The organism is Acidovorax sp. 99, from assembly GCF_003096455.1.
GTDB lineage: Bacteria > Pseudomonadota > Gammaproteobacteria > Burkholderiales > Burkholderiaceae_C > Acidovorax > Acidovorax delafieldii.
On the sequence record NZ_QEKU01000001.1, the window covers coordinates 3033206 to 3045683 of the forward strand.

12 protein-coding genes are annotated in these 12478 nt (G+C 65.9%); 4 read left to right on the forward strand and 8 right to left on the reverse strand.

The features are described from left to right. Nucleotides 1-47: 47 nt before the first annotated feature. The 4 genes from C8C95_RS14120 to C8C95_RS14135 all read right to left on the reverse strand — a co-directional run bounded on the left by C8C95_RS14120 (nt 48) and on the right by C8C95_RS14135 (nt 5105). A complete protein-coding gene (locus tag C8C95_RS14120; RefSeq protein ID WP_116748999.1) occupies nt 48-1085 on the reverse strand; it encodes a bifunctional nicotinamide-nucleotide adenylyltransferase/Nudix hydroxylase in 1038 nt (345 codons plus the stop codon). Nucleotides 1086-1312: 227 nt separating this feature from the next. Further along, nucleotides 1313-3013, reverse strand: a complete 1701-nt coding sequence (locus tag C8C95_RS14125; protein ID WP_116750290.1) for an NAD+ synthase — start codon at nt 3011-3013, stop codon at nt 1313-1315. A 4-nt stretch (nt 3014-3017) separates the two neighbouring features. Further along, nucleotides 3018-4217: a nicotinate phosphoribosyltransferase gene (gene pncB / locus C8C95_RS14130; RefSeq protein ID WP_116749000.1), complete on the reverse strand. Its 1200-nt coding sequence runs from the start codon at nt 4215-4217 to the stop codon at nt 3018-3020. A 45-nt stretch (nt 4218-4262) separates the two neighbouring features. Beyond that, complete coding sequence (locus C8C95_RS14135; RefSeq protein ID WP_116749001.1) at nt 4263-5105, reverse strand: cysteine hydrolase; 843 nt, start codon at nt 5103-5105, stop codon at nt 4263-4265. A gap of 174 nt (nt 5106-5279) precedes the next feature. Here C8C95_RS14135 and C8C95_RS14140 point away from each other — a divergent pair, with 174 nt between their 5' ends. Next, a complete protein-coding gene (locus C8C95_RS14140) occupies nt 5280-5957 on the forward strand; it encodes an NUDIX hydrolase (protein WP_207780604.1) in 678 nt (225 codons plus the stop codon). 159 nt (nt 5958-6116) lie between these two features. Beyond that, nucleotides 6117-7358 (forward strand): diguanylate cyclase, encoded by a 1242-nt coding sequence (locus C8C95_RS14145; RefSeq protein ID WP_116749002.1) that lies wholly within the window; start codon nt 6117-6119, stop codon nt 7356-7358. 24 nt (nt 7359-7382) lie between these two features. Here C8C95_RS14145 and C8C95_RS14150 read toward each other — a convergent pair whose 3' ends face one another. The 3 genes from C8C95_RS14150 to metK form a co-directional block, all read right to left on the reverse strand. Next, nucleotides 7383-7841, reverse strand: a complete 459-nt coding sequence (locus tag C8C95_RS14150; RefSeq protein WP_116749003.1) for a hemerythrin domain-containing protein — start codon at nt 7839-7841, stop codon at nt 7383-7385. A gap of 38 nt (nt 7842-7879) precedes the next feature. Further along, nucleotides 7880-8065, reverse strand: coding sequence for a DUF1328 family protein (locus tag C8C95_RS14155; protein WP_056060124.1), 186 nt, complete (start codon nt 8063-8065; stop codon nt 7880-7882). A 394-nt stretch (nt 8066-8459) separates the two neighbouring features. Beyond that, nucleotides 8460-9641 (reverse strand): methionine adenosyltransferase, encoded by a 1182-nt coding sequence (gene metK, locus C8C95_RS14160; protein ID WP_015012644.1) that lies wholly within the window; start codon nt 9639-9641, stop codon nt 8460-8462. Nucleotides 9642-9773: 132 nt separating this feature from the next. Between metK and C8C95_RS14165 the strand changes: the two genes are divergently transcribed. Together C8C95_RS14165 and C8C95_RS14170 are read left to right on the forward strand one after the other, a co-directional pair. Then, nucleotides 9774-10637 (forward strand): lysophospholipid acyltransferase family protein, encoded by an 864-nt coding sequence (locus C8C95_RS14165; protein WP_116749004.1) that lies wholly within the window; start codon nt 9774-9776, stop codon nt 10635-10637. Beyond that, nucleotides 10634-11515 carry a lipid A biosynthesis acyltransferase gene (locus tag C8C95_RS14170; RefSeq protein WP_116749005.1) on the forward strand — a complete coding sequence of 294 codons (882 nt, stop codon included), beginning with the start codon at nt 10634-10636 and terminating at the stop codon, nt 11513-11515. The genes C8C95_RS14165 and C8C95_RS14170 overlap by 4 nt, the downstream gene beginning before the upstream one ends. A gap of 48 nt (nt 11516-11563) precedes the next feature. On the opposite strand, the gene C8C95_RS14175 is transcribed toward C8C95_RS14170, so the two are convergent. Further along, entirely contained in the window at nt 11564-12472 is a 909-nt protein-coding gene (locus C8C95_RS14175; RefSeq protein WP_116749006.1) for an alpha/beta hydrolase, read from the reverse strand. Between the last annotated feature and the right edge of the window lie 6 nt (nt 12473-12478).

The window sequence follows — 12478 nt, forward strand, 5'->3', positions numbered from 1 at the left end:
TTCTGTAGCGCTTGAGCCCGTTTGGATGCAAAAACGGGTGGAGCGGATCAGTCCAGCTTCGTCAGCCCCAGAAAGTGGTCCAGCATGTGGAAGTGGTCTTCGAAGAATTCCTCTTCCAGGCCTGCCAGCTGGTCGATGCGGCTCCACTGCACCAGCGCAGCATCGTCATCGGCCTGCACCACCGGGAAGGGCGCATCGCCCAGGTCAAAGTAGTGTGCGTGCGTGATGGTGCGGCCGCGCTGGCTGCGGTCGGGGTGGTCGAACACGGCCACCGACTGCAGCGCGGCGCGCATGGTGGCCTCGGGCAGGTGGCAGTGGGTTTCTTCCACCAGCTCGCGCAGGCAGGACTGCCACACGGTTTCTCGCTGCTCGATGAAGCCGCCGGGCACGGCCAGCTGGCCTTTGCCGGGCGCGTGGGCGCGGCGGATGAGCAGCACCTGGTCCTGGCAGCGCAGCACGGCGTCTACCGTCACGAACACAGGCGGGTAGGGCGCGGCAGACCAGGCCTGGCGGTAGCCGCGCAGCATGCGCCACTCCTCCTGCAGCGCGGCGTAGTGCGGGGTGTGCGCAAAGGCCTGGAGCTGGGCCATCGTGCTCGCCGGGATTTGCGCGGCCAGTGGCGCCAGGGCTTGGTCCACCGTGTCGGCCGTGGCGCCAAAGTAGGCGTCGCGGATGGTGGTGGCGTCCATGCTGCCCTGGCGGGGCAGGTCGATCAGCGCCCAGCTGGGGAAGGCGCGCAGGTAGCTGCTGGTCGCGTCCTTGAAATGGCCCACCAGCGCGATGCGGTCGCCGGGCTGCGTGTGCCGCGCCACGCTGCGGCGCACGGCCTGCACCCACACGGCTTCGTTGTAATAGTCGCGCACGGGCAGCACGCGCACACGGCTGCGGTCGGCAGGGGGCAGTGCATCCCGCAGCATGGCCTCGCGCTCTGCCCAGGTGAAGGGGTTCTTGGGCGAGCGGGCCTGCCAGGCCGAGCCCACCACCACGATGACCTGGGGCGCCATGCGCAGGGCCTCGTGCAGCAGGGCAAGGTGGCCGCTGTGCACGGGTTCAAAGCGGCCGATGAGGAGGGCGGTGTCGTACATGGGTCTCCAAAATTTTGAGGTTTTTGGCCTCTTGCGCTCGTCCATCATGCGCTTATAGCTACGATTTTAGTAGTGAATCCCTTTGGGGAATGGGGCGCGCCGCTTGGTACCGGCGCGGCCCCCGCCAGCGGACGCCGCGCAAGAGCCGCCCCGCCGCGCTGGCGTCGTCCCCCTTCCCACGCGCAGCGTGAGAGAAGGGGGAAGCCGCGAAGCGGCTCAGGGGGTTGTCACACATACCTTGCGGCGATGGGCATCTGCCGACCGCTGCCAAATGCGCGTGGCCGCACACGCAGGATGGGCGGGGCCTGGCGGCGTTTGTACTCGTTGCGCGCCACCATCATGCGCACCCGCTGCACCAGGGCGCGGCCTGCGCCGTCGGTCTGCAGCTGCGCCACGAACGCCTGTGCGGCGGCCAGTTCGGGGGCCGACAGGCGCTCGCCTTCGATGAGCAGCTTGAGCACTTCGTCCAGCACGGGGTAGGGCGGCAGGCTGTCCACGTCGCGCTGGCCTGGGGCAAGTTCGGCCGATGGCTCCTTGTCGATGATGGCCTGCGGGATCAGCTCGCGCCCCGCTTGTTCGTTGACATGGCGCGAGAGGGCAAACACCTCGGTCTTGTAGAGGTCGCCAATCAACCCCAGGCCGCCGTTGGTGTCGCCATACAGCGTGCAGTAGCCCACCGAGATTTCGCTCTTGTTGCCCGTGGTCAGCAGCAGGTGGCCGAAAGCGTTGGAGTATTCCATCAGCACCGTGCCACGGATGCGGGCCTGCAGGTTTTCAAGCGGCAGGCCAGAGAGCGGCTGGCCGAAGCTGCCCTCGAACTGCTGCGCGTACCCCGCCACCAGCTCGGCAATCGGGTGGGTGTGCAGCTGCACGCCCAGGTTCTGGCACAGCGCCACCGAGTCATCGACCGAGCCGCTGCTGGAGTAGCGCGAGGGCATGGTCACGCCCACCACGTTCTCAGGTCCGAGTGCCTGCGCAGCCAATGCCAGCGTAAGTGCGCTGTCGATGCCGCCCGAGCTGCCCACCACTACCTGGCTGAAGCCGCAGCGCCGTGCGTAGTCCTTGAGGCCCAGCAGGATCTGCTGGCGGTAGAACTCCATGGTGGGCAGGCCTTCGGCGGGCACACGCACTGGCGCGTTGCCATCGGCGGTGAGGAAGCGGCCGTTGTCAAACCGCAGCGTACGCAGGTCCTCCACAAAACGCGGCGCCTCGAACACGATGCCTGCCTCGGGTTCGGCCGCGAACGATGCACCGTCGTACACCACCTGGTCGTGCCCGCCGACCTGGTTCACGTACAGGATGGGCAGGCCGTGGCGGCGCGACGAGCCGCCAAAGATCTGGTGCCGCTGCTCGCGCTTTCCCACGTGGCTGGGGCTGGCGTTGATGCTGATGACCAGATCGGGCGCGGCGTCGCGCAGGCGCTCGAAGGGGTTGGTGGCGTAGTCGGTGCCATGGTCGTTCCAGCCGTCCTCGCACACCAGCAGGCCCACCTGCGTGCCGCCAATGCGCAGCACCTTGGCCACGTCTGGCCCGGGCTCGAAGTGGCGGCGTTCGTCAAAGATGTTGTAGGTGGGCAGCAGCTGCTTGGCGTATTGCAGGCGCACGGTGCCGCCCTGCAGCACCAGCAGGCTGTTGTGCAGGCGCTTGCCCGGGCCTGTGGCGGACGTGGGCGCGCCCACCACCCAGTGCAGCGCGGGCAGCTCGGCCGATGCCTTCTGCAACGCCGCCAGGCCGTCCTGCACGCGTTGCAGGAAGGGCGGCTCGTCCAGCATGTCACCGGGGTAGTAGCCGCACAGCGCGAGTTCGCTGAACACGATGAGGTCGGACTGCTCGCGGGCGGCCTGCTGCGCGGCGGCCACCATGCGGGCCACGTTACCTTCGATGTCGCCGACGGTGAGGTTGAGCTGGGCGATGGTTATGCGGAGCATGGTGTCAGCCTTCCACGCCAAAAACTTGGCGCAAGTAGGCGAGGTAGGTTTCATCGTCACACAGCGTCTTGCCGGGCGTGTCCGACAGCTTGGCCACCGGCTGCCCATTGGCGCGCACCAGCTTCATCACGATGTTGAGCGGCTTCATCTCCGGGGCATCCCCCATGTCATTGGTGAGGTGAGTGCCGATGCCAAAGCCCAGCTGCGTGCGGTCGCCAAAGTGGCGGTACAGCGCAAGCGCCTTGGTCAGTGTGAGGCCGTCGGAGAACACCAGTCGCTTGGTGTGCGCGTCGATGCGCAGCTTGGCGTAGTGCGCCAGCGCCTTCTCGCCCCAGGCCACCGGGTCTCCCGAGTCGTGCTGCAGGCCGTCGAACAGCTTGGCGAAGTACAGGTCAAAGTCGGCGAGGAAGGCGTCCATGCCCACGGTGTCGGTCAGCGCAATGCCCAGGTCGCCCCGGTACTCTTGCACCCAGTCTTCGAGCGCCGCCTTTTGAAAATCGCGCAGGCGCACGCCCAGTGCCTGGTAGCTTTGCAGGTATTCGTGCGCCATGGTGCCGATGGGTACCAGGCCCAGGTCGCGCGCCAGCAGCACGTTGCTGGTGCCCTTGAACCACTGCGGCGTCTGCGTGGCAAAGGTTTGCACCACCTCGCGCTGCCACGCGCCGCTGTAGCGGCGTCGCAGGCCAAAGTCGAACAGCTCAAACGGGTGGCGCAGCGTGGCCTGCTGTGCCAGGTCCAGCAGTTGCTGCACCTTTACGGTGAGCCGCTCGCGGCCGCTCGCGAGGGCGGCGCTGGCGTTGAAGCGGTGGAAGTACAGCTCGTTCACGATGGCCAGCACAAAGATCTCGAAGCCCATCACTTGCACTTGCGGACCCTCGGCCACGATGTGCAGCTTGTCACCCTCGGCCCAGGCGCGGATGAAGCTGCGCTGGAACTGGAAGATGCGCAGAAAGTCGATGAAGTCGCTCTTGATGAACCGCAGGCCGCCCAGGTAGGCCAGCTCGTCTTCGCTGAAGCGCAGGGTGCACAGGTGGTCCAGCGCTGCGTTCACCTCGGGCAACAGCTCGGCCAGCGGGTAAATCGGCTGGTTGCGGCAGACGAAGCGGTATTCGCTCTGCGTCTGTGGATGCCGGTGCAGCAGCGCCTGCCACATGGTGAACTTGTAGAGGTCGGTGTCGAGCAGGCTGGTGATGACGGGGGCCATGATTTGCTCCTGAATGGATAGCTGCCAGGGTAATAAGTAAAAGCGCTACAGGCTGATTTCGTGCATGGATGCCAGTTGCGCACCGGCCTTGCGCATCCCGTCCTGAAACGCCTGGTGCTGCGCTTCAAATCCCGCCACGGGGCTCATGCCGTCCGTCAGCAGCACGATGTGGCTGGCCTGCCAGCCGGGCACCAGGTGGGGCAGGTGCTGCACGATGTGTTCGGTGGTCGAGCGCACGCAGTGGCTGCTGGCCTCGCCTGCAATCAACAGCACATCGGCCTGGCCCAGCGACTGCAGCAGGACGGTGTTGAGCGCGGTGCTGGTGTCGTCCGCATCGGGCACCTCGGCCTCGATGGCGCTGTAGTGCTCCGTCCAGGGGTTGGTGCCCTTGAACACGTTGTGCACCGCGCGCTGGCGCTGCAGTTGCCAGTCGCCACAGGCGGCCAGTACATCGGCGTGGATGCCGTGGCCCCAGCTGCCCACCTCGCAGTGCACGGGCCAGACCATGAGCGTGTAGCGGCCCTGGGCTTCGAGTGCGTCCAGGTAGGCCAGCGTGCGGGGCAGGGCGGCCACATCGCGCGGCATGAAGTCGCCCGCACGCACCTGGGCGGCGGTGATGGGAGTGAAGGGTGTCACCTCCGCCCCCGCGCCGGTCTGCCAGAAGCCGGGGTGGGCGATGTCGAAACGCTGGTGCGAGTCGAGTGTGACGGTGATGGCGTCGAGCTGGTCGCCCTGTGACCGGATGAAGGCCGCCAGGCGCTGCATGTCGGCGTGGGCGCCCGCCACGGGCAGGCTGGGCGTGCTGCATGCGGGGCGGTGGCTGGCGGGCAGGTCGCAGAAATCGTTTTGGGGGTCGATCACCAAAAGCTGGGTGGTGCGCGTGGCCATGGTCTTTCTCCTTCGCTGTGACTGCAGTTTAGGTTTGTTAGATTAATTTTGCAACTAAGTAATTTGCAAGCCAATGTTTCAGATGAGAACGGTAATGGATGAATCGAGCCGCTTTCCTGCGGACTGGCTTGGTGGTAGCCTTGTTCGTTCAAAGTTGCAATGAACTAAAGCCCCGTGACCACCGAGAGCATTCCCGCCGTGATCTGCACCGTAGACGTGGTGCTGCTGACCCTGGAGCAATCCACGCTGAAGGTGGCCCTGGTGCGGCGCGAGCGCGAGCCCTTTGCCCAGGCGCTGGCGCTGCCCGGCGGCTACATCCATGCACAGGACGATGTGGACGCCCAGGCCAGCGCCGCGCGGGTGCTGCGGGACAAGGCCGGGCTCGAAAGCCCGTACCTGGAGCAATTGGCCACCTTCACCGGTGCGGTGCGCGACCCACGCGGCTGGTCGGTGGCGGTGACCTATTGCGCCCTGGTGCCCGCCACCGTGCTGGCGCAGGCTGCGGGGCGGGTGGAGCTGGTGGCGGTGGATGCGCTGCCGCCATTGCCTTTCGACCACCGCCAGATCATCGATACCGCTGTGTTGCGCGTGCGCAGTAAAAGCCAGTATTCGTCGCTGCCCGTGCACCTGTGCGCCGAGCCCTTCACGCTGCCGCAGCTGCAGGCGGTGTACGAAGCGGTGCTGGGCGAGCCGGTGAACAAGGTGAGTTTTCGCCGCAAGGTGGACGAGCTGGCCATGCTGGAGCCCGTGCCCGGTGCGCTGCAGACAGGCGGCGCCCACCGGCCTGCGCAGCTGTACCGGGTGCGCCCGGCCTACCGGCGGCAGCTGTCGCTCAGTGCCCGAGGGTTGTAGCGCGGCCTCCTCGCGCACAAAACATTGGACCGCCGCGCCCAAATCTGGCACAAACGCAAACTTTGTGTTCCACGAACGGTGGTCGCGCGCGGTCGGGTGCTCCGGCGCCAGGACTGCCTCACTGAAATACCGGCCCTGTGCCGGACCTGAGGGAGAACCATGTCTTTGCGGCTCAAATTCAACCTGGTGCTGGCGGGCGTGCTGCTGCTGGCGGTGCTGGGCGCGGGCGCGTATGTGCACCGCTTCCTGCAGCAATCGGCCATCGAGGAGGTGCAGCACAACTCGCAGATCATGATGCACGCCGCCATGGCCATCCGCGACTACACCACCGAGCTGGTCAAGCCGCACCTGGATGTGACGCTGGCCGAGAAATTCCTGCCGCAGACCGTGCCCGCCTATGCCGCCACCGAGACGCTGCGCCGGCTGCAAAACCGGTTTCCGGGCTATGAGTACAAGGAAGCGGTGCTCAACCCCACCAACCTGCGGGACCGCGCCAACGAGTGGGAAGAGCGCATCATCAGTGACTTCCGCGAAGGCCGGGCTGACCTCAAGAAAGAAGTGACTGGCGAGGTGGGCGAGGGCATGCACCGTGCGATGTACGTGGCCCGCCCCATCACCATCAAGCAGCCCCAGTGCATGGCTTGCCACAGCACGCCCGCCGTGGCGCCCCCCACCATGCTCAAGGTCTATGGCGACAAGAACGGCTTTGGCTGGGGCATGAACGAAACCGTGGGCATCCAGGTGGTGAAGGTGCCGATGTACTTCCCGCTGGAGAAAGCGCGCCAGACCTTCAACACCGTGATGGCAGCGCTGGTGGGCAGCTTTGTGCTGTTGTTTGTCGGCCTGAACCTCTCGCTGTCGTCGCTGGTGATCGAGCCCATGGCGCGGCTGAACAGCAAGCTGGAAGACCTGGCCACCAAGGACTTCCTCACCGACCTGGTCAACCGCCGCCGGTTTTTCGAACGGCTTGAGGCCGACATGGCCGAGACGCGGGTCAAGAAGAGCCAGCTGTCGGTCGTCATGTTCGACATCGACTTTTTCAAGCGCATCAACGACACCTTCGGGCATGACTCGGGCGATGTGGTGCTGAAGAACACGGCGCTGCGCGTGCGCGAACTGCTGCGCTCGTCCGACTGCGCCGCGCGCTTCGGGGGCGAGGAGTTCATCATTCTGCTCAAGGAAACCCCGGTGGATGCCGCCATGGCCATGGCCGAGGCGGTGCGGGCCCGTATCGCGGGTGTGCCGTTTGACGCCGTGGGCCATGTGAGCGCCAGCTTTGGTGTGGCCACCTGGGACCACAAGGAAGACAGCCACGCCCTGATCAAGCGTGCGGACACGGCGCTTTACAAGGCCAAGTCCAGCGGTCGCAACTGCGTGGTCCAGGCCGAAAACGCCGCCTAATTTGCGGGCGCTGGACGTTAGGCGTCAGGCCGTCGCGGCCAGGGCTTCTTCGTAATCCGCCCGGTAGTCAGCCGCCAGCGCGGTTTTCTGCTTTTCCGTCAGCAGTTTGCCCGCCATCTGGAAGAAGCGGTGTTCTTCTTCTTTCAGGTGGTGCTCTACCTTCTCGGCCAGCTTCTTGGCCAGGGGTAGCCATGCAGGGCTGGAGGGCTCGGTTTCTTCGAGCGACTCCACTAGCTCATCGATCTGGTGGTGCTCGGAAATGGCGTGGCGCGACAGGTCAATGCCTGCGTCGTGCGCCATCAGCGGGATGTAGAAGTGGCGGTCCTCCGCCTGGGCGTGGGCGGCGAGCTCCTTCTTGAGCTGATCGAACAGATCGCGCCGCTCCGGCGTGTCGCCGCTGGTGTTGGTGAGTGCGCTGTACAGCGCGCGCTGGCGCTCGTGGCTTTCGCGCAGGGCTTCGAAGATGTTGGTGGTATCAGTCATGGTGGGCTGTGCAGTGGTGTGGAGGGCGGCGCGTGGCCTTACTTGAGCACCTTGCGTGCTGCGCCCACGCCAATGGCGGCGAGCACCACAAACACCACGGCAACCACCAGGAACAGCACAAACAGCACCTTGGCGATGCCCGCCGCGCCTGCGGCCACCCCGCTGAAACCCAGGGCCCCGGCCACGAGGGAAATCAGGGCAAAAATGATGGCGTACTTCAGCATGGTGGTCGCTCCTTGCAGTGGATGTTGAGGCAGCTCGGGGCTGCGGAAGGTGTGCAGGAACGATACCGGTGGGCGGTGAGGTGCGCCGTCAGCGCAGGCGGGCGGCAGGTGTAGGAGAGTGCCGCTGGCGTGCTGCGGTGAGGCGCCAAAAGAAAAGCCGCAACGCGGGGCGTTGCGGCTTGGGAGGCGGGGCGGCTCTGACGGTGTTTGGGTCTGCGCTCACATCGCTGGCGCGATATGAACAGGGCACGAAGACCGATACCGCGCGACTCGCGCTGCGGGCTTTACAGCCTTGCCCGTGCGTTGGCTGCGGCACGGGCCTTGCGGCCTTTCACATCGCTGCGCGATATGAGCCTGCGCCGAAAGCCGGACAAGCTCGCTTCGCTCGGGACCTTTACAGGCCCGCTGCTGCGCGCAGCGCAGCAGCCTTGTCCGTCTTCTCCCAGCTGAACTCGGGTTCCTCGCGGCCGAAGTGGCCGTAGGCGGCGGTCTTTTCGTAGATCGGGCGCAGCAGGTCCAGCATCTGAATGATGCCCTTGGGGCGCAGGTCGAAGTGTGCGCGCACCAGCTTGGCGATCTGGTCGTCGGGGATGACGCCCGTGCCTTCGGTGTAGACCGTGATGTTCATCGGCTCGGCCACGCCAATCGCGTAGGCCACCTGGATCTGGCACTGACGGGCGAGGCCGGCGGCCACGATGTTCTTGGCCACGTAGCGGGCAGCGTAGGCGGCCGAGCGGTCCACCTTCGTTGGGTCCTTGCCGCTGAACGCGCCGCCACCGTGGGGGCAGGCGCCGCCGTAGGTGTCCACAATGATCTTGCGACCAGTCAGGCCGCAGTCGCCTTGTGGGCCGCCGATGACGAAGCGGCCGGTGGGGTTGATCAGGTAGCGCGTGTCCTGGATCCATTCCTTGGGCAGCACGGGCTTGATGATCTCTTCGATGATGGCTTCGGTGAACGAGGCCTTCATCTTGGTTTGCGTTTCGCTTTGGTCGGGGTGGTGCTGGGTGGAGAGCACCACGGTGTCGATGCTGTGGGGCTTGCCATCCACATAGCGCATCGTCACTTGCGACTTGGCGTCCGGGCGCAGGAAGGGCAGGCGGCCGTCCTTGCGCAGCTGGGCCTGGCGCTCCACGAGGCGGTGGGCGTAGTAGATGGGCGCAGGCATCAGCTCGGGCGTTTCGTCGCAGGCGTAGCCGAACATCAGGCCCTGGTCGCCAGCGCCGGTGTTCAGGTGGTCGTCGCTGGCGTGGTCCACGCCCTGGGCGATGTCGTTGGACTGCTTGTCGTAGGCCACCAGCACGGCGCAGCCCTTGTAGTCGATGCCGTAGTCGGTGTTGTCGTAGCCGATGCGCTTGATGGTGTCGCGTGCCACCTGGATGTAGTCCACGTGGGCGTTGGTGGTAATTTCGCCCGCCAGCACCACGAGGCCGGTGTTGGTCAGCGTTTCAGCGGCGACCCGGCTGCGGGGGTCTTGTTTGAAGATCGCATCGAGAATCGCGTCCGAGATCTGATCGGCCACCTTGTCGGGGTGGCCTTCGGAGACGGATTCCGAGGTAAAGAGAAAGTCGTTCGCCATTTGAATAAACTCCTGTGTTCCGGCATTTGGGGCGTTGCCCTCACCCCGAAGGAGATCTGGCGAACGCTTTAGCAGATTTTTTTAACGTCGCCCTGCAAGTTGCTCATTTAACTCAGCGACCCCTTTATTTTAATGCCAGTCGTCTTTCGATTCTTTTCCGTATTTCCGCTGTGGTTGCTGCACGTCATGGGCGCGGCCATGGGCTGGGTGGCGTTTGTGGCGTCTCCCACCTACCGGCGCCGGTTTCTCGCTAACTCGGCACTGGCGGGCTATGCGTTTGGCGATGTGCGCGCTGCCGTGGCCCATGCGGGCCGCATGGTGGCCGAACTGCCACGCCTGTGGATGGGCGCGACGATGCCCTGCGCACTCACTGGCGAAGCCTGTGTGGAGCAGGCGTACGCAGCCGGCCGCGGCATCGTGTTTCTGACACCGCACCAGGGCTGTTTTGAGCTTTCGGCCCAGGCCGCAGCGCGCCGCTGGAGCGCGGAGCGTGGCCCTATCACCGTGCTGTACCGCCCGGCGCGCCAGGCCTGGCTGGCCAAGGTGATGGAGACCGCCCGCAACCGCCCCGGCATGTTGGCCGTGCCCACCACGCTGGCGGGTGTGCGCCAGATGATCAAGGCCCTGCGCCGGGGTGAGGCCGTGGGCCTGCTGCCTGACCAGGTGCCGCCCGAGGGGCAGGGCCAGTGGGCGCCATTTTTTGGGCGCGACGCCTACACCATGACATTGGCCGTGCGCCTGGCGCAACAGACCGGCGCGACCGTGGTGCTGGCGCGTTGCGAGCGTCTGCCATGGGGCCGTGGATATGTCACGCATTTCGAGCCCTTGCCCCAGCCGCTGTCCGACCAGATGGACCAGGCCGTGCTGCAAATCAACCAGGCCATGGAACATCTCATCCGCCAATGCCCCGAGCAATACCTGTGGGGCTATGGCCGCTACAAGCAGCCGCGTGGCGAGGCTGCTGCGGCGGAGCCTGCTGCAGGGGGCGCAGCATGAAGGGCCTCACAGGGCGTTTGGGCGTGGGGTTCATGCGGGTGCTGGCGCTGCTGCCGCTGCCGGTGTTGCGCGGCATGGGCTGGCTGCTGGGGCAGGTGGCCTTTGTGCTGGTGGCGCCCCGCCGCAAGGTGGCTTTGCGCAATCTGGCGCTGTGTTTTCCTGACTGGAGCGAGGCGCGCCGCCGCGCCGTGGCCCGGGCCAGTTTTGTCGCGTTTTGCCAGACCTGGCTGGACCGCAGCTGGCTGTGGGCCGCGCCGCGTTCGGTGGTGGAGCAGCGTGTGCGCCTGACGGGCGCGGTGCACGAGCTGGAGGGCGACATGCCCACCATTTTGTTTGCGCCGCATTTCTACGGCATGGACGCGGGGGGGCTGGCCTTGCCGCTGCGCAGTGGCCGTGCGTTCACCTCCATCTTTGCCACCCACCCCGATCCAGCGGTGGATGCCTGGTTCATGGCCGGGCGCCAGCGTTTTGGTGACGTGCGCATGCTCAACCGTTCGGACGGCGTCAAACCCATCATCGCCAGCCTGCGCAAAGGGGGCTTGCTGTACCTGCTGCCCGACATGGATTACGGGCGCAATGATTCGGTGTTCGTGCCTTTTTACGGGGTGAACACGGCCACCATTCCGTCGCTGTCGCGGTTTGCGCGACTGGGCCGGGCCAAGGTGGTGGGCGTGTATTCGCGCATGACACCCACCGGGTACGTGGCCGAGGTTTCGCCCGCCTGGGCCAACTACCCCACCGATGATGCCGAGGCCGACACGGCCCGTATGAACCGCGAACTGCAGACCGTGATCGACACCATGCCCGAGCAGTACTACTGGGTGCACAAGCGCTTCAAGACCCGCCCGGAGGGCGAGCCCTCCGTGTATTCCCGCTGAAATATCAGCAAAAATGGCTTGATGCGCTAGTAAATCATGCGCTGATAGCTATTGTTTGGATAGCAAAAAACGCTGGAGCTCCGCGACCACGCGCTCGGGGTGCTCGTGCACGACCCAGTGTGATGCCTGCTCTACCTGCTGCACCTGCAACCGGGGAATCCAGCCGGGCAGGCCGTCCAGCAGGCCGGGCAGCAGGGCCGGGTCGTCCATGCCCCAGAACACCAGCGTGGGCACGTCCACCGTCAACATCGACTCGGGCAGGGTGATGGCCTGGGCGCCCGGGTCGCCCTCGCGCGGCGGGCGGATGGGGCTGGCGCGGTAATAGTTGCAGGCACCCTGCAAGCCTTGCTGCCACAAGGCCCGGTACTGGGCGCGCACCTCATCGGTCAGCCATGCGGGGGCGCTGCCGTCCGGGGCGTTGAAAAAGGCGAACAGGCGGCGGAAGTCGTCTTCGGCCAGCAGGGCCTCGGCATCAGGCCTGCACAAGAAATGCATGTACTGGCTGCCCGCCTGCTGCGCAGCGTTGTGCGACAGCTCGCGCACAAATGCGCCGGGGTGGGGCGAGTTGATGATGGCCAGGCGCTTCATCAGCTGGGGCTGCTGGTTGGCCAGGTTCCACGCCACGGCGCCGCCCCAGTCATGCGCAATCAGGCACTCCAGCGCGCTGCCGGGGCATTCGTGGGCGATCAGTGCCACCAGGTCCTGCACCAGGTGCTTGGCGCGGTACGCGTCCACCGCCTGCGGGCTGCTGGACGGGCCAAACCCGCGCAGGTAGGGCGCCACGCAGCGGTAGCCGCCGTTTTCGGGGCGGGCAAAGTGCAGCAGCAGTTCGTCCCAGATGAAGGCCCCCTCGGGGAACCCGTGCAGGAACAGCAGCACCGGGCGCCCGGGGATGCCGCTCACGCGGCAGTGCAAGGTGATTCCGTGGGGGAGGTCAACAGGGCAATCTTGGATCATGGCGCT